Origin of the sequence: Streptomyces sp. NPDC021115 (genome assembly GCF_044333065.1) — a bacterium.
Classification (GTDB): domain Bacteria; phylum Actinomycetota; class Actinomycetes; order Streptomycetales; family Streptomycetaceae; genus Streptomyces.
Map to the genome: position 1 here is coordinate 1 of NZ_JBIRQF010000026.1, position 20,097 is coordinate 20,097.

18 protein-coding genes are annotated in these 20,097 nt (G+C 70.0%); 14 read left to right on the forward strand and 4 right to left on the reverse strand.

The features are described from left to right. Positions 1–255 precede the first annotated feature (255 nt). Both ACH4TL_RS41625 and ACH4TL_RS41630 read left to right on the forward strand, forming a co-directional pair. Positions 256–546: a heavy-metal-associated domain-containing protein gene (locus ACH4TL_RS41625; RefSeq protein ID WP_398329225.1), complete on the forward strand. Its 291-nt coding sequence runs from the start codon at positions 256–258 to the stop codon at positions 544–546. 67 nt (positions 547–613) lie between these two features. Beyond that, the gene (locus ACH4TL_RS41630; RefSeq protein ID WP_398329228.1) at positions 614–2,866 is read left to right on the forward strand and encodes a heavy metal translocating P-type ATPase; all 2,253 of its coding nucleotides are present in this window, start codon (positions 614–616) and stop codon (positions 2,864–2,866) included. A 470-nt stretch (positions 2,867–3,336) separates the two neighbouring features. Here the strand turns inward: ACH4TL_RS41630 and ACH4TL_RS41635 are convergent, their stop codons facing one another. Together ACH4TL_RS41635 and ACH4TL_RS41640 are read right to left on the reverse strand one after the other, a co-directional pair. Next, positions 3,337–3,774 carry a VOC family protein gene (locus ACH4TL_RS41635; RefSeq protein WP_398329231.1) on the reverse strand — a complete coding sequence of 146 codons (438 nt, stop codon included), beginning with the start codon at positions 3,772–3,774 and terminating at the stop codon, positions 3,337–3,339. Positions 3,775–3,884: 110 nt separating this feature from the next. Further along, positions 3,885–4,520: an RraA family protein gene (locus tag ACH4TL_RS41640; protein ID WP_398329233.1), complete on the reverse strand. Its 636-nt coding sequence runs from the start codon at positions 4,518–4,520 to the stop codon at positions 3,885–3,887. 469 nt (positions 4,521–4,989) lie between these two features. Here ACH4TL_RS41640 and ACH4TL_RS41645 point away from each other — a divergent pair, with 469 nt between their 5' ends. The 12 genes from ACH4TL_RS41645 (at position 4,990) to ACH4TL_RS41700 (ending at position 18,363) form a co-directional block, all read left to right on the forward strand. Then, entirely contained in the window at positions 4,990–6,366 is a 1,377-nt protein-coding gene (locus ACH4TL_RS41645) for an MFS transporter (RefSeq protein WP_398329236.1), read from the forward strand. A 26-nt stretch (positions 6,367–6,392) separates the two neighbouring features. Beyond that, positions 6,393–7,199 (forward strand): LamB/YcsF family protein, encoded by an 807-nt coding sequence (locus tag ACH4TL_RS41650; protein ID WP_398329239.1) that lies wholly within the window; start codon positions 6,393–6,395, stop codon positions 7,197–7,199. 19 nt (positions 7,200–7,218) lie between these two features. After that, positions 7,219–7,956, forward strand: a complete 738-nt coding sequence (locus tag ACH4TL_RS41655) for an allophanate hydrolase subunit 1 (RefSeq protein ID WP_398329242.1) — start codon at positions 7,219–7,221, stop codon at positions 7,954–7,956. After that, a complete protein-coding gene (locus tag ACH4TL_RS41660) occupies positions 7,953–8,957 on the forward strand; it encodes a biotin-dependent carboxyltransferase family protein (protein ID WP_398329244.1) in 1,005 nt (334 codons plus the stop codon). The genes ACH4TL_RS41655 and ACH4TL_RS41660 overlap by 4 nt, the downstream gene beginning before the upstream one ends. Positions 8,958–9,024: 67 nt before the next feature. Further along, positions 9,025–9,822, forward strand: a complete 798-nt coding sequence (locus ACH4TL_RS41665; protein WP_398329247.1) for an SDR family oxidoreductase — start codon at positions 9,025–9,027, stop codon at positions 9,820–9,822. A 24-nt stretch (positions 9,823–9,846) separates the two neighbouring features. Beyond that, positions 9,847–11,016 (forward strand): pyridoxal phosphate-dependent aminotransferase, encoded by a 1,170-nt coding sequence (locus ACH4TL_RS41670; RefSeq protein ID WP_398329250.1) that lies wholly within the window; start codon positions 9,847–9,849, stop codon positions 11,014–11,016. 32 nt (positions 11,017–11,048) lie between these two features. Continuing rightward, on the forward strand, positions 11,049–11,636 hold the full coding sequence (locus tag ACH4TL_RS41675; RefSeq protein WP_398329253.1) for a TetR/AcrR family transcriptional regulator: 588 nt from the start codon (positions 11,049–11,051) through the stop codon (positions 11,634–11,636). Between the two features lie 164 nt (positions 11,637–11,800). After that, positions 11,801–12,862, forward strand: a complete 1,062-nt coding sequence (locus tag ACH4TL_RS41680) for a LacI family DNA-binding transcriptional regulator (protein WP_398329256.1) — start codon at positions 11,801–11,803, stop codon at positions 12,860–12,862. Between the two features lie 215 nt (positions 12,863–13,077). Then, positions 13,078–14,385 (forward strand): ABC transporter substrate-binding protein, encoded by a 1,308-nt coding sequence (locus tag ACH4TL_RS41685; RefSeq protein WP_398329260.1) that lies wholly within the window; start codon positions 13,078–13,080, stop codon positions 14,383–14,385. Positions 14,386–14,394: 9 nt separating this feature from the next. Continuing rightward, entirely contained in the window at positions 14,395–15,342 is a 948-nt protein-coding gene (locus tag ACH4TL_RS41690) for a carbohydrate ABC transporter permease (RefSeq protein ID WP_398329264.1), read from the forward strand. Then, a complete protein-coding gene (locus ACH4TL_RS41695) occupies positions 15,339–16,193 on the forward strand; it encodes a carbohydrate ABC transporter permease (RefSeq protein ID WP_398329268.1) in 855 nt (284 codons plus the stop codon). Before ACH4TL_RS41690 ends, ACH4TL_RS41695 begins: the two co-directional genes overlap by 4 nt. A 79-nt stretch (positions 16,194–16,272) precedes the next feature. Next, positions 16,273–18,363 carry a beta-galactosidase gene (locus ACH4TL_RS41700; RefSeq protein WP_398329271.1) on the forward strand — a complete coding sequence of 697 codons (2,091 nt, stop codon included), beginning with the start codon at positions 16,273–16,275 and terminating at the stop codon, positions 18,361–18,363. A 119-nt stretch (positions 18,364–18,482) separates the two neighbouring features. Here the strand turns inward: ACH4TL_RS41700 and ACH4TL_RS41705 are convergent, their stop codons facing one another. After that, a complete protein-coding gene (locus ACH4TL_RS41705) occupies positions 18,483–19,505 on the reverse strand; it encodes an alcohol dehydrogenase (protein WP_398329274.1) in 1,023 nt (340 codons plus the stop codon). Between the two features lie 167 nt (positions 19,506–19,672). Further along, positions 19,673–20,071, reverse strand: a complete 399-nt coding sequence (locus tag ACH4TL_RS41710; protein WP_398329277.1) for a VOC family protein — start codon at positions 20,069–20,071, stop codon at positions 19,673–19,675. Between the last annotated feature and the right edge of the window lie 26 nt (positions 20,072–20,097).

Sequence of the window (20,097 nt, forward strand, 5' to 3'; positions counted from 1 at the left end):
AGCGTGCTGTGGGCGCTGCTGCGTGACGGGCGACTCTTCACCTCCGCCCCGCCGGTCACGCAGGCGGCTTGACTTCGTCATTGAGACTCCTTGGGCGTCAGGCGTCTGCCACGGACCGAGCATATACCCCACTAGGGTATGTACAAGAGTGGTCGGCTCACTTGCCAGCAGTAGGGGGAGGGGGTATACAGTCGAGCAGGTGGATACCCCCACGGGGTATCGGCCCCATGAAGTCTGTGATTCCCAGGAGGAAGCATGTCCGACTGCTGCACGCCCGATGGAAGCTGCTCGACCGGTGCCACGCGGAGCGCGACGGCCACAGCGGCCGACAGTGTCTCGACGGTCTACTCGGTGACGGGCATGACCTGTGGTCACTGCAAGTCCGCTGTCACCGACGCCGTCAGCGGCATCGACGGTGTGCTGGGCGTCGAGGTCGATGTCGATGCCGGCCGTGTCGCCGTGACCACCAGCGGGGAGCCTGACGACGCCGCGTTCGCGAAGGCCGTCGACGAGGCGGGCTACGCGCTCGCCGGCCGCGCCGTCTGATCCCCCTCCGTGCTGCTGGGCCCGCAAACCCCCGTGCGGGCCCAGCTTTCCCTCTTGAGGAGCATTGATGACGAATCTCACCGAAACCGGCGAGGTCGAACTCGCCATCGGTGGCATGACCTGCGCCTCGTGCGCGGCGCGGATCGAGAAGCGGCTCAACCGCATGGACGGGGTCGACGCGACCGTCAACTACGCGACCGAGAAGGCGAAGGTCAGCTACCGCGGCGAGAGCGTGTCCGTCAGTGACCTGATCGCCACGGTCGAGGCGACCGGCTACACCGCCGAACAGCCGGCCCCGCGGCGCAGCGAGCCTGCCGCCGAGGAAGCGGGGGCGGCGGAGGAGGAGAGCGGCGAACTGCGGTCCCTGCGCCAGCGGCTGGTGACCACGGTGGTCCTCGCGGTGCCGGTGATCGCGATGGCCATGGTTCCCGCGTTGCAGTTCGAGTACTGGCAGTGGCTCTCCCTGACCCTGGCCGCCCCCGTGGTCACCTATGCGGCCTGGCCCTTCCACCGTGCGGCCTGGATGAATGCCCGGCACGGTGCGGCGACGATGGACACCCTGATCTCGGTGGGGACTTCCGCCGCGTTCCTGTGGTCGCTGTGGGCACTGTTCTTCGGTACCGCGGGCACCCCCGGCATGACCCACGCCTTCGAGCTGACGATCGCCCGCAGCGACGGTGCGGGCAACATCTATCTGGAGGCTGCCGCCGGCGTCACCGCCTTCATCCTGGCGGGGCGTTACTTCGAGGCGCGATCCAAGCGGATGGCGGGCGCGGCGCTGAGGGCCCTGCTCGAACTCGGAGCCAAGGAGGTCACCGTCCTGCGCGACGGGGGAGAGCTCACCATCCCTGTCGCAGACCTGCACACCGGTGACCGCTTCCTGGTGCGTCCCGGCGAAAAGATCGCCACCGACGGGACGGTGGTCGAGGGCTCGTCGGCCGTCGACGTCTCGATGCTCACCGGGGAGTCCGTGCCGGTGGAGGTCGTCGTCGGGGACAGCGTCGCCGGTGCCACCTTGAACACCAGCGGACGGCTCGTCGTCGAGGCCACCCGGGTCGGTGCCGACACCCAGCTCGCCCGGATGGCGAAGCTGGTGGAGGACGCGCAGAACGGAAAGGCCGCGGCGCAGCGGCTCGCCGACCGGATCTCGGCCGTCTTCGTCCCCATCGTGATAGCCCTCGCGATCGGCACATTCGGCTTCTGGCTCGGCAACGGAGCCGGCCTGACGGCGGCGTTCACGGCCGCTGTCGCCGTGCTGATCATCGCCTGCCCGTGCGCCCTGGGCCTCGCCACCCCGACGGCCATCATGGTGGGCACCGGCCGCGGCGCCCAGGTGGGCATCCTCATCAAGGGCCCCGAGGCTCTGGAAACCGCCCGCAAGGTCGACACCGTCGTGCTGGACAAGACCGGCACCGTCACCACTGGCCAGATGACCCTGGTCGCGGTGCGGACCGAGGAGGACGAAGCCGAAGTCCTGCGTCTGGCGGGCGCTTTGGAGAACGCGTCCGAGCATCCGATCGCCCGTGCCGTGGCCGAGGGCGCGAAGCGGAAGGTCGGCGCGCTCCCGGTCCCCGAGGACTTCGCCAATGTCGCCGGTCTGGGCATTCAAGGGGTCGTCGAGGGGCACGCGGTGCTCGTGGGTCGGCAAAAGCTGCTGGACGAGTGGGAGATCCGCCTGCCGGCCGACATGGAACGGGTCAAAGCGGAGGCGGAGGCCGCGGGGCGGACCGCGATCGTGGTGGCCTGGGACGGCGAGGCACGGGCAGTGCTGGAGGTCGCGGACGCGATCAAGGAGACCAGTCCTGAGGCAATCGGCCGGCTGCGGGCTCTCGGGCTCACCCCGATCCTGCTCACCGGCGACAACAAGGCGGTGGCCGACACTGTCGCGGCGGAGGTCGGGATCGACCAGGTGATCGCCGAGGTCATGCCCGAGGACAAGGCGGATGTGGTCAAGCGTCTCCAGGGGGAGGGTCGCAGCGTCGCCATGGTGGGTGACGGCATCAACGACGCGGCCGCACTCGCCCAGGCCGACCTCGGTCTGGCCATGGGGACGGGGACGGACGCGGCCATCGAGGCGAGCGACCTCACCCTCGTTCGAGGGGATCTGCGCACGGCGGCGGATGCCATCCGTCTGTCACGCAAGACCCTCGGCACGATCCACTCGAACCTCTTCTGGGCTTTCCTCTACAACGTGACCGCGCTGCCGCTGGCCGCGGCGGGCCTGCTGAACCCGATGATCGCTGGTGCCGCGATGGCCTTCTCGTCGGTCTCCGTGGTGGGCAACTCGCTCCGGCTGCGGCGCTTTTCCGTCCGGTCATGAGGTCGGCTCCTCATCCTTCTCCGCGGCGCGCCATGTGGTGACGGGTGTCCTCCGGCGTCAGGAGCCGGAGGACACCCGTCGTTCGTGTGTGCTGCCTTGCCCATCACTCAGGGCATGACGCCGCGCCCCACGCGTCAGGGCTCATGTGCCGGCCGGGGTGCCACAGCAGTCGGCGCGCCCGGCGGTTGCCCGGCCGGGGTGCTCCAGTCTTGCGGCAGCTGCCTGGAGGAGCGCCACCGCCACCATGCGGACCAGCGGGTCGGATGCCGCACGCCGGGCAAGACGCATGGCGCGGGGAACGGGGCTTTTTCGGTCTTCGCGTGGCATGGGCGCTGTCACCTTCTCCGCCGTCGACAACACGCTTTCCTCGGTAGAGCTCATGGAGCACCATACCCCAGCAGGGTATGCTCCTCCATGAGTCGCGAGCCGACGCCGGGTGTAGGCGCGAGGCTGTTCGACCCGATCAGCCGTCAGTTCTTCTTCAGTTCCTCGGCGAGCATCACAATGATGCCGCTCGGACCGCGGACGTACGTGAGCTTGTAGACGTCCTCATAGGTCGCCACACCGCGAAGCGGATGGCATCCGTGCTTTGCGGCTGCCTCAAGGGCTTCGTCGATGTCGTCGACTGAGAAGGCGACGCGATGCATGCCGATGTCGTTGGGACGAGTGGGCTCCGACTCGATCGCTTCGGGGTGGATGTACTCGAAGAGCTCAAGGCGACCGTGACCGTCCGGCGTCTGGAGCATCGCAATCTTGGCGTGATTGCCATCAAGGCCGACGGCGGTGTCGGTCCACTCACCGCTGACCGTGTCACGGCCGACGACCGTGAGGCCGAGGTCGGTGAAGAAGGAGATCGTCGCCTCGAGGTCGCGAACGGCGATCCCGACGTTCTCAAGTTTGATGGCCATGCATCGCATGCTACTGAGCCGGGCCGATCAGGTGCTTCGGGCAAGGACGCGCCGAGCACCAGGGCGCCGTCGAGGTCGTGACCTGTCCGCCCTCTGGTTCCGGCGGTCGGTCATCGGGCGGCACTCCGAAGCGTTTCGACCTCGGCGTCGAGCGCGGCCTCGCGGGCGACGATCTCCTCTACGGCCTTGAGCGCTTCCTCCGCTCGGTGCGGCGGGATGACGATGACGCCGTCGCCGTCGGCGGCGACGATGTCGCCCGGGTGCACCACGACGCCACCGATGGCGACGGCTTCGCCGATCGTGCCCGGGCCGTTCTTGAAGGGGCCGGCGGGAGTCAGTCCGCGGGCGAACACCGGGACCCGGAGTTGTTCGATGATCGCGGCGTCGCGCACGTAGCCGTCGACGACCGCGCCGGCGGCCCCGTGCACGGCGAACCGCTGAGCGAGGTTGTCGCCTATGATCGCGCGGCCGTCGTAGCCGAAGGCGTTGATGACGAGGATGTCGTCGGGGCGGATGTGTTCGAGCGCCGCGATCACGGCCTTGTTGTCGCCCGCGACGGTGAGGACCGGGAGGGCTGTGCCGACGGCCTTGGCACCGCCCCAGATGGGGGCGATGCCTCCGTCGACGATGTTCAGCCGGTCGAGGGCGTCGCCGAGGTTGGCCACGGAGTGGGCGCGGAACTGCTCGAGTACATGGTCGTCGACGCGTTCCCACGCCGTGTTCACGCGCACGTTGTCCTGGGTCATCGCGGTTCCTTACCGAGAAAATGCGAAAGCTTTCGCGTTTTTGTGAGAGCCAGTGTGCATCGATCCGGGGTGTGGCACAAGGGGTGGTCCATAATGACCGAAACGGGTCGGGTCGGGCGTCGTGGGGCCGTGGAATCCAGCGTCAAGTGGGCGTGAGGGCCGCGCAATCCAAGGTGAGAGCGGGAAGGGAAGTGCAAGGTTAACGGAAGGCAACATGCATCCTTGACCACCCGAGAATGCGAACCTATTCTCATTCGCGATTCAAGTCGCAACTTGGCTCGGCGCTGTTCAGCTGCCCTCTCCGAAGCCGCCCCACTCCCCTGAGGTGCCGTCCACCGGCTTCCCCTCCTCACCACCAACCACGCATGGGTGCACCTCGACGCACGAGCGATCGCCGTCGGCGACCACGCTCAGCGCGCGATCCTCAGGACACCGTCCCCGGAGTCCGCGACACCGAAAGTGAACGCGTATGACAACGTCAGATCGGCTCGACGTCCCAGCAGACCGTCACGAGCCATCGCCGGAGACGCCCGGCGCGGCAGCGGCCGACGTCGTCACCGCCAACCGCAAGGTCGTCCGTAAGGCCACCGTCGCGGGCGCGGTGGGCTCCTTCGTCGAGTGGTACGACTACGGCATCTACGGCCTGCTCGTCACCTACCTCGCGATCAACATCATGGGGGAGGCCGACGCCGGGAATCTCTTCCTCACCAACGTCGGCTTCCTGGTCAGCTTCGTCGCCCGCCCGTTCGGCAGCGTGATCTGCGGGTACCTCGGGGACAAGCTCGGCCGCAAGGGGCTTCTCGCGACCCTCCTGGTACTGATCTCCGCGGCCACCGCGGGCATCGGCCTCATCCCCTCCCACGCCGCCATAGGCGTGGCCGCGCCCGTCCTCCTCGTTCTCCTCCGGGTGCTGCAGGGCTTCTCCGCGGGCGGCGAGGTGGCCGGCGCCATGTCCTTCGTCGGCGAGTACGCGCCGGACGCCCGCCGCAACTACATGATGAGCTTCATCGCGGTCGGCTCGTTCGTCGCCCTGATGTTCGGCAGCGCCTTCTCCGCCGTCCTCATCACGGCCCTCGGCGACGCCTCGATGACCTCCTGGGCGTGGCGGGTGCCGTTCCTGCTGGCGGTCCCGCTCGGCTACGTCGGCTTCTACATCCGCCGCCGGCTGGAGGAGACCCCGCACTTCAAGGCGCTGCGCGAGCAGAACACCGTCGCGCGCAACCCGCTCAGGGACGCCTTCACCTCCCCGCGCCACCTGAAGGCGATCGTCCTCACGATCTTCCTCCCCGCCCTCAACGGCCCCGGCTACTACCTGCTCTTCGTCTACATGCCGACGTACCTGAAGAGCTCGCTCGGCGAGCACAACTTCTCGATGCTGCGGGCGCTCACGGTCACCGCGTTCAGCCTGGTCGCCATCGTCATCTGTATTCCGCTCATGGCCCGTCTGTCGGACCGGATCGGCCGCAAGCCCGTACTCGCCGGCTCCGCCGTCGCCTCCGCCGCCGTCTCGTACCCGATGTTCCGGCTCATCGCCACAGGAGACTTCGGGCTCGCCTGCCTCGGCACCGTCGTCCTCGCGATCGCCTTCTCCGGGCATGCCGCCGTCGTGCACACCATGCTCGCCGAGATGTTCCCGACCACCGTGCGCTACTCCGCCTACAGCATCGGGTTCAGCGTCTCGACCATCATCTTCGGCGGCAGTGCCCCGCTGGTCATGACCGAGCTGATCAACTCGACCGGCTCCAACCTCATCCCGGCCTACGCCTCCATCATCACCGCCCTGATCACCCTGGCCACGGTCGCCTTCCTGCGAGAGACCAAGGGCCAGCCACTCGCCGCCCGCTGATCACCCCCCCCACCAGGAGACACACCATGGGAATCAACTCCGTAGCCGTCGTCGCCGACCTCGGCGAGAGCTTCGGCAACTACACGATCGGCGACGACGGTGCCCTGCTCGGCCTCGTCTCCTCGTCGAACATCGCCTGCGGCTTCCACGCCGGTGACCCGCGCATCATGGACCGGACCGTCGCCGACTGCGTCGAGCGCGGCATCGAACTGGGGGCCCACCCCGGCTACCCCGACCTGGTCGGCTTCGGGCGCCGGCTCATCGAGGCGACCGAGGAGGAGATCCGTACCGACGTCCTCTACCAGATCGGCGCCCTCGACGCCTTCGCGCGGGTGCACGGCGGCACCATCAGCCATGTCGCCCCGCACGGCCGGATGGGCTCGATCGCGCAGACCGACGCCAAGCACGCCCGCGCCATCACCGACGCGATCGCCGCGTACAACACCGACTACATCGTCATCTGCCAGCGTGGCCTGCTCGCGGAGGAGTCGCGCAAGCGCGGACTGGAGGTCGGCTACGTGTTCCTCGCCGACCGGGGCTACGGCGATGACGGCATGCCCGTCCCGCGCTCCCACGAGGGCGGTCTCATCCACGACCCGGAACTGATCGGCGAGCGCTCGGTCCAGGTCGTACGGGACGGCACCGTGCGCTCGGTCAACGGAAACGTGGTCCCGCTCGGCCACGACGCCGACGTCCTGCTCCTGCACGGCGACCACCCGTCCGTCCTCGCGAACGGCACGGCGCTGCGCACCGCGGTCGACGCCGCGGGCATCCGCGTCACCGGCCTGCGCGAGGTCCTGGCGCAGAAGGCGGAGGTCGCGCTCGCCGGCTGAGGGCGGGGCGCACCAGGCGATGACGACAGCACAGTACGGCGCCATCACCGTCGAGCCCTTCGGGGACTCGGCGGCGATGGTGACCATCCCTCATACCGACCAAGCCATCCGACGGGCCGGGATCGTGGCGTTCCGCGACCGGTTCCTGGCGCACCGCCCGCACGGTGTGCTCGACGTCGTCTCCGGACTCGAATCCCTGCTCATCGAGTTCGACCCGCTTCGGACCGCGTTCGAGCACGTGGAGTACGCGGCCCGTCTGGTGGCGCGGTGGGCGCCGTCGCCCGCGGACGGCCAGGACCGCCCGCGTCAGGTGCGGACGTTCGCCATCCCCGTGGTCTTCGACGACGACACCGGCCCCGATCTGGTGTCCGTCGCCGATGAACTCGGCCTGGCCGTCAGCGATGTCGTCGAGTCAATCGCCGGGTCCACCTTCACCATCTGCCTCCTGGGGGCGGCGATGGCCCCGATGATGGACGGGCTCAAGGTGGAGCGACCGGTACGCAGACGGGCCGAGCCACGCACGGACGTCGCCCCCGGCGCCGTCATGATCGCCGGGACCAACGCGATCATCCAGCCGTTCCCCGGTCCGACCGGCTGGCGGGTGGTCGGGCGTACGCCGCACACCATCGTCGACATCTCCCGACCGGACCCCGTGTCGTTCGGCACCGGCGACACCGTGCGCTTCGTCCCCGTCACGCGGGACGAGGCCGACGCGCTGGATGCCGGCTTCCTGCTGCCGACGGAGGTGGCCGTATGAGGACCGTGACGCTCGACGTCACCAGCACCGGGTGGATCACCACGTTCCAGGACCTCGGCCGGCGCGGTACGGAACAGCGCGGCGTTCCCACCGGGGGAGCGGCCGACCAGCATTCGGCGGCCGTGGCGAATCTCCTCGTGGGCAACCCCCGTGGCGCGACCCTGGTCGAGAACCTCGGCGGCGAACTGGCCGTCGTGCCCGACGCCGACGTCCTGCTCGCCGTGACCGGCGCGCCAGCCCGGGTCACCGTCGCGGGCGCACCCGCCGACACTTGGTCGCCGCTGGTCGTGCCCGCGGGCCACGAGGTGCGGATCGCCGTGGACATGAGCAGGGGAACCCGCACCTATCTGGCGGTGAACGGAGCGCTGAGCGCCGAAAACCTGCTGGGCAGCGCGGCGCCGGACGCCCGGATGGGATTCGGGCAGACCGTGGTCCGAGGCTCGTCCGTCCTGCTGGAGACGGCGTTCCGGGGGTTCAGGAACCGGCTGTTCGGGGCGCCGCTGTTCCGGCTTCCCGTCCCCGTCCCGCGCTACGGCGACGGCCCCTGGACCGTCGACGTCGTCCCCAGCCCCGGGATCGGGACGATCGCCGGGATCCGCGAGGTGATCGAGGAGGCGACCTACGTCGTCACCCCTCGCTCCGACCATGTCGGGCTCAGGCTGAACGGGCCGGTGCTCCACCCGGACACCGGGACCGAGATCGTGTCGCACGGCGTGCCCATCGGGGCGTTGCAGATCCCGCACGCGGACGAGCTCATCGTCCTCGGCCGCTATCGGAGCCTGACCGCGGGCTATCCCATCGTCGGTGTCGCGTCACGGGCGTCCCTGTCCCTGATCGGGCAGGCCGGGCCGGGGCGCGAACTGCGGTTCCGGTGGATCGACCGCGAGACCTCGCTGCGCCGCTTCGCGCGCCGTGAAGCCGAGGTCCGTGCGCTTGCCCATGCGGCCGCCGAGGCGTTCGGCGCACTCGGCTTCGCCGCGCCCTTGTCTCAAGCAAACTGAGAATCTATTCTCATATGAAGTGTGAATCTCATATCGCACGGCTCGTATCACGCATGGAGGAGGAACGGTGACGACATCGCCCCGCACGACCGCGCTCATCACGGGCGCCGGCAGCGGAATGGGGCTCGAAACCGCGCGGCTGCTCGCCCGGGACGGTGCCGCCGTCGTACTGCTCGGCCGCCGACAAGAAGCGCTCGACACGGTCGCCGCCACGATCCGCTCCGAAGGCGGGACCGCTCTCGCCCTCGCAGCGGACATCACCCGCGCGGACGACGTGACCCATGTCCTCGACCGGGTACGGAGCGAACTCGGCCCGGTCGACGTCCTCGTCAACAACGCGGGCAGCGCCTCGTCCGTGCTCAACCCGCAGTGGCTCCCGCACGACGAGTGGCGCCATGTCCTCGACGTGAACCTCACCGCGGTCTTCCAGCTCACCCAGGCCGTCCTGCCCGACATGCTCGACCGCGGCACCGGGACCATCGTCACCGTCTCCTCGCTCGCCGCCGTCAACCCCAACCTGCTCGGCGGAGCCGCCTACGGCGCGGCCAAGGCCGGGGTGCGCAACTTCATGACGTTCCTGCACAACACCTTCCGCAACCAAGGTCTGCGAGCGATCACCGTGCTGCCGGGCGAAGCGGACACCCCCATCCTCGACAACCGCGCCCGGCCCCCGGCACCGGAGGAGCGCGCCGGGATGGTGCAGCCCGAGGACGTGGCCGAGGCCATCCGCCTGGCCGTCGCCCTTCCCCAGCGCGTCGTCCTCCAGGAGATCGTCGTCGCCCCCACCCGGCAGCGCGACGTCTCCGCCGACCTCGAGATCAGCCGCTGGGCGGGCGCACCCGCCGACACCGCACCGCAGGCCTGACCACCCCGCCACCAGGAGGAACGCATGCCGCCCACCATCACCACGCAGCCGCCCCTGTACGACACCGCCGACGCCGTCGCCCGGATCGCGGCCGCCTCCCGCCGGACGCAGCAGCCGCAGTCCCGGGGCGACCTCGTCTCCCTCGCGATGGGCGAACCCGACTTCGACACACCTCAGAAGGTGACCGAGGCGGCCCACGCCTCGCTGCGCTCGGGACGCACCCACTACTCACCGCTGCTCGGCGAACCGGCCCTGCGCGAGGCCCTCGCCGCCAAGCTCACCGCCATCGCGGGGACACCGGCGTCCGCCGCCGACGTCCTGATCACCCAGGGCGGCACCGCCGGGCTCGCCGCGTCGATCCTCGGCATCGTCGACCCCGGTGACAAGGTGGTCGTCCCCGACCCCACCTACTCGCTCTACGCAGACCTCGTCGCGATGGCCGGAGGCACCGTCGTCCCCGTCCCGCTCGCGCCGGACCTGCACTGGGACCTCGACCGGCTCGCCGACGCCCTCCAGGGCGCCAAGCTCTTCGTCTTCTGCAACCCGGTCAATCCGACCGGCATCGTGCACGGTCGCGAGGAACTCGAAACGCTCGCCGAACTGCTCGACGGCACACCCACCATCGTCATCTCCGACGAGGCGTACTCCGATCTCGACTACACCGGGCGGCCCTTCACCTCGGCGATCTCGATCGGCGGTCTGCGCGAGCGGACGGTCTACTGCCAGACCTTCTCCAAGAGCTACGCGATGACCGGCTGGCGCGTCGGCTACCTCTGGGGGCCGCCGCAGCTCATCCAGGCGTCCGCGCGCGTCCACAACACCTTCAACGGCTCCGTCAACACCGTCATCCAGGACGCCGCGCTCGTCGCGGTGGAGAGCTGCGACGAGGACGTGGCCCGGATGCGCGCCGCGTACGAGGAGCGCCGCGAGATCATGCGCGCCGAACTGGCCGCGATTCCCGGCCTGACGCTCAGCACACCGGAAGGGGCCTTCTACCAGTTCCCGCGCTACGACCTGGACCTGCCCTCCGTGGAGGTCGTCGCGGCGCTGCGGGCACACGGCGTCGCTGTCCGGCCGGGGAGCGAGTTCGGGGCATACGGCGAGAACCACCTGCGGCTGTCGTACGCCGCCGGCCCGCAGGCCATCATGGAGGGTGTCCGCAGGCTGGCCGACGGCCTCGCGGCGCTGCGATGAACGCCGTCCCGAAGGCAACGAGGAGTCGCCCCATGCGCAGTGACACCGAGCGCAACCGCAGGCATCTCATCAAGGCGGCCGCGCGGCTGTTCGAGAACTCGCCGACGCCCGTCAGTCTCGCCGAGATCGCCAAGCATGCCGAGGTGTCCACCGCGACGGCCTACCGCCACTTCTCCTCCGTCGAAGAGGTCCTGCACGCCTTCCGGGCCCAAGTGGGCTCCCAGCTACGGGACTTCAGCGCACGGCAGACAAGCCGGGGCATGGCGAGGCTCGACGCGGTGTCGCGGCACTGGGTGTCCCTCGTCCTCGAACACGGCGGCGCGATGGCGCAGATGCGCTCGCACCGCGGCTACCTCGAGCGGCTGCGCGAGAACACCGGCTACCTCACCCCGCAGGCCGAAGCACTCGCCGAACCGCTGCGGCAGACCACACGGGAGCTGGGTCTCGGAGATCTCGGCGACGAAGCCCTCTACCTGTGGAACGCGTTGTTCGACCCGCGCGACATCCTCGACCTCATCAAGAGCGGACGCACCGAGGACGAAGCGGCCACGCGTCTGGTGGCAGCTCTGCGCGGTGCGCTGATCGGGTGGTCGGCGGTGGAGCAGCCACAACGGGCCTGACAGCGGATCCCGGTTCCGCGCGAACCATTGACGCCCCCGGAGGGTGGACGCATACTCGCCTGACTACGTAGTCAGAGCGGGCCGGGCCGCCGTGCTCGCCGCTTTGACTACGTAGTCATCGCTGCATCCCGGCACCGTCCTGGACATGCTCGAAGGAGAGCGCTGTGCCCACCACCGAACCGAAGACCCCGTCTTCCGGGGCCCGACAGGGACATCGGCCCCCTTCGATGCGGGAGGTCGCCCGGCTGGCCCAGGTGTCGCAGAAGACCGTCTCCCGGGTCGTCAACGGGGAGCCCCATGTGAGCGAGGAGGCCCGCGACCGCGTGCTGCGGGCGGCCCGCGAGCTGGGTTTCCGGCCCAACACCGCCGCCCGCGCACTGCTCCAGGGGCGATTTCGGCGGATCGGCGTGGTGTCGTTGGGGACCGCGCTCTACGGTCCTTCGTCGCTGCTGTTCGCGCTGGAGCGGGCGGCGAGCGCCGCCGGTTACTCGTTCAGCGTCGTGACCACGCTCAGTGGCGACCCGGCCGGTATCGCGGGTGCCGTCGATTCCCTGCTGAACCAGGGCGTGGACGGCATCGTGTTGTCCGAGCCGATCGACGAGGGCGAGGCCGCACCCCTCGACCCGGGGGTCCCGGTCCTCAGCTTCGGCCGGCTTCCGGCGCTGGGCCCGGGGACACCGGGCCTCGTCACGGGCGCGGACGGCGTCGGCGGGGGCCTGGCGGTCACACGGCACCTCCTCTCCCTGGGACATGCCACGGTGTGGCATGTGGCCGGGCCGTCCCGGTGGTGGGCGGCGCGTGACCGGATGGACGGCTGGCGGAAGGCGCTGGAGGAGGCGGGCGCACCGGAACCGGAGTGGATCGAAGGGGACTGGTCGCCCGCGTCCGGCTATGAGGCCGGCCGGCGACTGGCCCGTACTCCCGGGGTCACCGCGGTCTTCGCGGCCAACGACGACATGGCCATCGGTGTCATGCGCGGCCTGTCCGAGGCGGGTCTCTCGGTGCCGGAGCAGGTCAGCGTCGTCGGATACGACGACATCCCCTCCGCGGCCTATCTGTCGCCACCGCTCACCACCGTGAGCCAGGACTTCGACGCCGTGGCGGCATACGGACTCGAGCTGCTGGCCCATCAGATGGAGACCCCGGACGCCCCCCTGCCCGCACGGGGCGATCCACCCGCCAGGCTGGTCATCCGCCGTTCCAGCGAGCGGCCCGGGCGACCGTAGGACCGGCACCGTTCGAGCACGGCGCTCCGGCCGCCACGCCACACGGGCGTGGCGCGGGGGCGAGCCATGCCCGCATCACCCGGCAGGCAACACGCCTTGTTGAGGAGCCGCACATGAAAAACCTGCCCCGTTCCCCCGGCCCACGAGGGGCCCCGGGCCCACATCACCTACCAGCTCCCTCCAGCGCCGCCCCCGGCGCTGCGCCGCGCCGGACCATGCTGCGATGGGCCGCCGGAGCCGGTGTCCTCGCCGCGACCGGAACGGTCTCGGCCTGCGCGAACAGCGGACCGCCGAGCGTCGTCACGTCCGGTCCCGTGAATCTGTCGCTGTGGACCCATGACCAGGGATACCAGGACTTCTTCACCTCCGCCGTGCCCCGGGCCGACCGCGCCACCCGGTTCGCCTACCGGCTGCGGGTGACACGCGCGGGAGCCCAGGATCTGGTGACCAAACTCCTGGCCCAGGCCGTCGCGGGACGCGGCACACCCGACGTGATGGGCTTCGAGATCGGCAACTACGCGCGCATGCTGCGCGGCGACCTCTCGCCCCGGCTGCTGCGCGACTGGACCCAGGACGTCGCACCGCTCGGCGACGATCTGCTCGCGGCGCGGCGGGCCCCGTACACCGTCGACGGCAGGCTCTACGCGCTCGACTCGGACACACCCGTCACCGTCTACTACTACCGCGACGACCTCCTGTCCGCATACCGCATACCGGCGGACATCGGTACGTGGGAGGAGCTGGCCCAGGCCGGCGCGAAGCTGTACCGGAAACACCGCGTCTCCCTGGGCGCGGTGGCCACCGGCAGCGACCTGAACCAGGTGGTACAGGTCTTCGCCATCCTCCTCTACCAGCGAGGAGGCGCGCTCTTCGACGCCCGCCAGCGGATCACCCTGGACTCGCCCGAGGCCGAGGAGACACTCCGGTTCCTCTGCGACGGGCTGCGCAGCGGCTTCATCGTGGACGTCGCGGACTTCTACGGTCCCAGCATGCAGACGGCCCTCAAACGGGGGAGCGTCGCGGGACTGTGGATGGCCAGCTGGTACAAGACCTTCGGTCTTCAGCCGAACGTCCCCGAGCAGTCGGGCCGGTGGCGCATCCGGGAGCTCCCGGGGTTCTCGGCCGGGGGCGGCCGCACCTCCGTCGCCGGTGGCACGGGCTTCACCGCGATCACGGGCAAGGCGAACACCACGGCGGGTGCCGACTTCCTGCGCGCCACCTGGCTCACGAAGGAGGCCCAGGTCCGCCGCTACCGCGAGCTGGGCTATCTGCCGACCCGGCGCTCGGTCTTCCGCAGCCCTGAACTGCTGGCCCTGGAGGACAAGTTCTGCGGCGGGCAGCGCCTGTTCGAGGTGTACGCCCCGCTCGCTGACCATGTGCCCGCCTACTACCAGAGCCCGGACCAGTCCATCCTCACGGACGTTCTCAGCGGCTATCTGATCCGCGCGTACCGGGGCGACCTGTCCCCGCGCGAGGCGCTGCGACGCGCCACCTCCGACTTCCGCGCCCAGGCAAGCCGATAGGGGCCGCAGATGACCAGTATCCCCGCGGAACGGCTCCGCGAGTCCCGCCCCCTGACGCTCGCCTCCGGCCGCCGTGCGTCCCGGCCACCGCGCGGTCCTGCCCGCGCTCCGTACCTGTTCATCGCCCCCTTCTACGTGCTGTACGTCCTGTTCATGGTCGTGCCGGTCCTGGTGTCGGTCTATCTGAGCCTGTGCGAGTGGGTCGGGCTCGGATCCCCGCACTGGGTGGGGCTGCGCAACTACGCGCACCTGCTCTCCGACGTCAGTTTCCACCGCGCGCTGCAGAACACCGGCGTCTATGTCCTGATGAGCGTGCTCGTCATCGTGCCCATCGCGCTGATGATCGCCCAGGGGCTGAACGCCCGGGGCCTGCGGGCCCGGGACCTGTTCCGGGTGGCCTTCTTCATTCCCATGGTGGTCTCGCCCATCGTCGTCGCCCTCATCTTCAGCCTCGTCTTCGACCGGCAGTTCGGGCTCGCCAACGCGGTGCTCCGGGCGGTGTTCGGACTCGGCGGACTCGACTGGCTCGGCGATCCGAGCCTGGCCAGGGCGAGCATCAGCCTCATCATGCTCTGGCGCTGGGCGGGCTATCTGACCATCTTCTTCCTCGCCGGGCTGCAGAACGTCCCCCGTGAGCTGTACGAGGCGGCGGAGCTGGACGGGGCGGGGCGGTTCCGCACGTTCACCACCGTCACCCTGCCGGCGCTGAAGCCGGTGACCGGATTCGTCGCGGTGACCTCGTTCATCAGCGCCGCGCAGATCTTCGACGAACCGTTTCTGCTCACCCGTGGCGGACCGGGCGACGCGACGCTCTCGGTGGCGATGTTCATCTACCGGGCGGCCTTCGAACGCCAGCAGTTCGGCTATGCGGCGGCGGCCGGGGTCGTGCTGTTCGCCCTCGTCTTCACCACCAGCCAGATCTTCAACCGGCTGCTCGGCATCGGGAGGTCCTCATGAGCACCTCGTCCCCGGCGCGCACCCGCGGTTCCCGGGTCCCCTCACGCGCTCTGCTCTACCTCGCCCTGACCGTCCTGCTGCTGGCCTTCGTCGGGCCGCTGCTGTGGGCGCTGAGCGGATCGTTCAAGCCGCGTGGCGACATCTTCGCCTACCCGCCCCGGCTGCTGCCCAGCCCGGCGACCCTGGCCAACTACCAGCATCTGCTGGACAGCCAGCCGTATCTGAGCTGGTTCCTCATCAGCACCGTGGTGGCCCTGGTGGCGACCACCGTCTCGGTCTTCGTCTGCGCACTGGCCGGGTTCGGCTTCGCCAAGTACCGCTTCACCGGGCGGACGTTCCTGTTCGGGGTGATGTTCAGCTCGCTGTCGATCCCGTTCGCCGTCGTCCTCGTGCCGCTGTTCGTGATCCTGGTCAAGACGGGGCTGGGAAATCCCTGGTTCGCCCTGGTGGTGCCGTGGGTGGCACCCGCGTTCGGGATCTTCATGATGCAGCAGTACATCATCCAGAGCGTCCCGGACGAACTGCTGGAAGCGTCCCGGATCGACGGGTGCGGGGAGTTCCGCATCTTCTGCCAGGTCGTACTGCCACTGCTGCGGCCGTCGCTGGGCGCACTCGCGGTATGGACGTTCCTCCAGAGCTACAACAGCTTCCTGTGGCCCCTGGTCCTGATCTCCGATGTCAATCAGTTCACCCTCCCCCTGGGGCTTCAGACGCTCTTCCAGGCGGAGAACCGCCAATACGACCTCGTCCTGGCCGGATCGGTGCTCGCCACCGTGCCCACGGTCCTGGTCTTCCTGCTGCTGCGCAAGCAACTGCTCGAAGGGCTGTCGGCGGGCGCGGTCAAGGGCTGATCCCACCCCTCGGCCGCTTCCACCCTCCCGGCCTGTCCCGTAACCCTCGACGCCCGTAACCCTCGTTGGAGGAGAACCCTTGCCCGAGCTTCCCCCGCGCGTGCTGTTCGGCGCCGCCTACTACCACGAGTACCAGCCCTACGACCGGCTCAAGACCGACTTGGACCTGATGAAGCGTGCGGGATTCTCCGTCATCCGGGTCGGCGAGTCGGTGTGGTCCACCTGGGAGCCCGAAAACGGCCGGTTCGACCTCGACTGGCTGCAACCGGTGCTCGACGGGGCGCATGAGCGCGGCATCGGTGTCGTCCTCGGCACGCCGACGTACGCCGTGCCGCCGTGGCTCGCCCGGCTGTACCCCGAGATCGCGGGGGAGCGGCGCACCGGTGAGCGCATTCCCTGGGGCGCCCGCCAGGAGGTGGACTTCACCCACCCCGCCTTCCGTTTCCACGCCGAGCGCGTCATCCGCAAGATCGTCTCGCGTTACGCCGACCACCCCTCGCTGCTGGGTTTCCAGGTCGACAACGAGCCGGGCAACGAACTGTTCCACAACCACGGCGTGTTCCAGCGCTTCGTGGATCACCTGCGCGCGACCTACGGCGACGTGGAGACCCTCAACCGGGAATGGGGCCTCGTCTACTGGTCGCACCGGCTGTCCACCTGGGCCGACCTGTGGACCCCGGACGGCAACGCGCAGCCGCAGTACGACTTGGCCTGGCGGCGTTTCCAGGCCGAGCAGACCACGGAGTTCATCGGCTGGCAGGCGGACATCGTGCGCGAGTACGCCCGGCCGGAGCACTTCGTCACCACATGCATCGCCTACGACCGGCCCGCCCTGGACGACCAGGCCCTCGCAAGCCGGCTCGACATCACCGCGGGCAACCCGTACTACACCATGCAGGACGGCCTCGCCCTGCCCGACCGGGGAACCGGCGGCCAGGCATGGACGACCAACGGGACGTGGGCGCTGTACCTCAGCGCGGACCGGATGTTCTCCTCACGCCAGGAGCCGTTCCTGGTCACCGAGACGGACGCGCAGGCCATCGGACACTCCTGGAACAACCGGCCCGGCTACGACGGACAGTGGCGCCAGGCCGCCTGGGCGCTGGTCTCGCGCGGCGCCCGCATGATCGAGTACTGGCACTGGCACACCCTGCACTTCGGCACGGAGACCTATTGGGGCGGTGTGCTTCCGCACAGCGGCCGCCCCGGGCGCGTCTACCGGGAGATCGCCCGCCTCGGCAAGGAACTGGAGACGGCTGGCGATCTGGTCGCCGGGCTGGCACCGGACGCGGATGTGGCGATTGTCTACTCGTCCCCGAGCAAGTGGGCGCTGGCGTTCCAGCCGCCGCTGGCCGGGCCGGACGGCGGCCCGGACCGGCGTTCGTACCACGGCGTCTTCGACCCCTTCTACCGGGGCGCGTTCGACGCCGGGCTCCAGACCCGCCTCCTGCACGCCGACCGCCTCACCGACACCACCGCGCGGGAAGCCGCCGAGCTCCACCCCGTCCTCGTCGTGCCGGGCCTGTACAGCGCGGACGACGCGACGCTCGACTGGCTCGCCGACTACGCCGAAGCGGGCGGCCACCTCGTGCTCGGACCCCGTACCGGCTACGGGGACCCCCACGCCCGAGCCCGCACCGACGTCATGCCCGCACGCCTCACCCAGGCGGCGGGGGCCTGGTACGACGAGTTCAGCAACCTCTCCGAGGACGTGCCGGTCCACCCCGCCCCCGGCTCCCCCCTCGCCCTGCCGGCCGGCGCGGCGGCCACTCGCTGGGTGGACGGCCTCCAGACCGACGGCGCCCAGGTCCTGGCCGCGTACGACCACCCGCACTTCGGCCGCTGGCCCGCCGTCACCACGCGCTCCCACGGCGCCGGACGGGTGACGTACGTGGGCACCGTGCCGGATCCGGTCCTCGCCGCGTCACTGCTCCGGTGGACCCTCCCCGCGCGGGAAGGCGGCTGGAGGTTCGCGCAGGAGTCCGTCACCAGCACGGGTGCCACCGCTCCCGACGGCCGCAGGGTGCGCTTCGTACACAACTGGTCCTGGGACGAGGTCCCGGTCCGGCTCCCCGTCGCGGTCCGGGACGTGCTCGACGGTACGGATCACCAGGCGGGGGAGGAGCTGACGCTGAACGCCTGGGACGTCCGGGTGCTGCTGGAACGTTGAGGCCGGTCCCGGTGGGCGCCGACGGCCCTCCCGGGCCGTGTCGCATCGTCCCCTGCCGGTGAGTCGAGGCGTGCGCCCGCTCGGCGGCGTCGGCGAGGGGCCGGTAAGCCGGTGGTGCGTCAGCGGGTGGTGAGCACCATCCGGAAGCGGGCGGCGCCGGACATCATCCTCCGGTACGCCTCATCGGCCCGGTCCAGCGGCAGGGTTTCGACCATCGGGCGGATCCCGCGCAGCGCGCTGAACGCCATGGTGTCCTGGACGTCCTGCGCGGTGCCGGACGGGTGGCCACGGACGATCCGGCCGGCCATCAGCAACTGGGCCGGGTTGATTCCCAGCGGCGTGGCGTCCACGCCGATGACCACCAGCTCGCCGCGGGGGGCGAGCCCGTCCACGGTCGCCGTGATGGCGTCGGAGTTGGCGGCGGTGGCCAGGACGGTCTTGGCGCCGCCGAGCTCTCGCAGCTCGTCCGCGACGGTGGTGTCCGCCGTGCTGTCGATGTAGTGGTGCGCGCCGAGCTGCTTGGCGAGGTCGGCCTTGGCGGCCCCGCGGGCGATGGCCACGGTCTCGAAGCCCATCGCGGCCGCGTACTGCACCCCCAGGTGGCCGAGGCCGCCGATGCCGAGCACGGCGACCAGGTCCCCGGGCCGGGCGGAGCTGCGCCGCAGCCCGTTGTACGTGGTCACCCCCGCGCAGGCCAGAGGAGCCGCGTCGGTGGCGGCCAGCGCGTCGGGGATCCGGGCCAGGGCGTCCACCGGCGCGATCACCGCCTCGGCGTAGCCCCCGTCGTACGCCCACCCGGGGATCTTCAGGTTCTCGCAGACCATGAAGTCGCCGTGCCGGCAGGGCGGGCAGTGGCCGCAGCTGCCGCCGAACCAGCCGACCGTCACCCGGTCGCCCACCCGCCAGACGTCGTCCGTGCCCTCACCCAGCTCCTCGATGCGCCCGGCGATCTCATGTCCGGTCACGAGCGGAAACCGCACGCCCGGGACCTCGGCGTTCACGAAGATGCTGTCACTGTGGCAGACCCCGCAGGCGTCCACGGCGATCCGCACATGGCAGGGTCCTGGCCGCGGCACCTCCCGCTCGACGACCTCGAACGCACCACCGGCGGCAGCGACCTGCGCGACTCGAAACGTACTCATCTGGATCTCCGGGGTACGGGGACGAATCCCCTGGACCCAGCAGACCAGCTCCGCCACGATCGCGCGCGCCGAACGGAGCCGACGAGGTATCGGCGGCGCGGATCGCTACGCGGACGCCGACCTTGCCGGTGATCCCAGGGCTCCCGCCTGAGTGGCTGTGCGTGGCGTCAGCGGGAGAACTTCTCGATGGCCGCCGGGGTGACGGGGGTGAAGAAGTTGACGAGGTTGCCGTCGGGGTCACGGAACAGCAGTGACCGGTTGCCCCAGGGCATCGTGGTGGGCTCGGTGACGAAGTCGGTGACGAAGCCCGTCAGGTTCTGGTGAACGCGGTCCACGTCGTCGACGAGGAACTCGGTGATCACGCTGTGGTTGTCCGCCGGGCGGGCAGAGCCCGGGGCGAACATCGGGACGGTGCTGGTGCCGCCGATCGCGAGGGTGGCGCCCGCGGTCCTGAGTTCGGCGAAGTCTTCGGTGGCCCACGTCGCCCGCGCCCCTGTGGCTCGCTCATAGAACTCGACGAGGCGCGCTACGTCGCTGGTGATGATGCGGATCGAGACGAACTTCATGGGGATCTCCTTGGCTGTGCGGAGGC

Excerpts from the sequence above, each read along its gene's own strand:
- ACH4TL_RS41625 (WP_398329225.1), top strand. The coding sequence starts at position 256 with ATGTCCGACTGCTGCACGCCCGATGGAAGCTGCTCGACCGGTGCCACG.
- ACH4TL_RS41630 (WP_398329228.1), top strand. The coding sequence starts at position 614 with ATGACGAATCTCACCGAAACCGGCGAGGTCGAACTCGCCATCGGTGGC.
- ACH4TL_RS41635 (WP_398329231.1), bottom strand. The coding sequence starts at position 3,774 with ATGGCCATCAAACTTGAGAACGTCGGGATCGCCGTTCGCGACCTCGAG.
- ACH4TL_RS41640 (WP_398329233.1), bottom strand. The coding sequence starts at position 4,520 with ATGACCCAGGACAACGTGCGCGTGAACACGGCGTGGGAACGCGTCGAC.
- ACH4TL_RS41645 (WP_398329236.1), top strand. The coding sequence starts at position 4,990 with ATGACAACGTCAGATCGGCTCGACGTCCCAGCAGACCGTCACGAGCCA.
- ACH4TL_RS41650 (WP_398329239.1), top strand. The coding sequence starts at position 6,393 with ATGGGAATCAACTCCGTAGCCGTCGTCGCCGACCTCGGCGAGAGCTTC.
- ACH4TL_RS41655 (WP_398329242.1), top strand. The coding sequence starts at position 7,219 with ATGACGACAGCACAGTACGGCGCCATCACCGTCGAGCCCTTCGGGGAC.
- ACH4TL_RS41660 (WP_398329244.1), top strand. The coding sequence starts at position 7,953 with ATGAGGACCGTGACGCTCGACGTCACCAGCACCGGGTGGATCACCACG.
- ACH4TL_RS41670 (WP_398329250.1), top strand. The coding sequence starts at position 9,847 with ATGCCGCCCACCATCACCACGCAGCCGCCCCTGTACGACACCGCCGAC.
- ACH4TL_RS41675 (WP_398329253.1), top strand. The coding sequence starts at position 11,049 with ATGCGCAGTGACACCGAGCGCAACCGCAGGCATCTCATCAAGGCGGCC.
- ACH4TL_RS41685 (WP_398329260.1), top strand. The coding sequence starts at position 13,078 with ATGCTGCGATGGGCCGCCGGAGCCGGTGTCCTCGCCGCGACCGGAACG.
- ACH4TL_RS41690 (WP_398329264.1), top strand. The coding sequence starts at position 14,395 with ATGACCAGTATCCCCGCGGAACGGCTCCGCGAGTCCCGCCCCCTGACG.
- ACH4TL_RS41695 (WP_398329268.1), top strand. The coding sequence starts at position 15,339 with ATGAGCACCTCGTCCCCGGCGCGCACCCGCGGTTCCCGGGTCCCCTCA.
- ACH4TL_RS41705 (WP_398329274.1), bottom strand. The coding sequence starts at position 19,505 with ATGAGTACGTTTCGAGTCGCGCAGGTCGCTGCCGCCGGTGGTGCGTTC.
- ACH4TL_RS41710 (WP_398329277.1), bottom strand. The coding sequence starts at position 20,071 with ATGAAGTTCGTCTCGATCCGCATCATCACCAGCGACGTAGCGCGCCTC.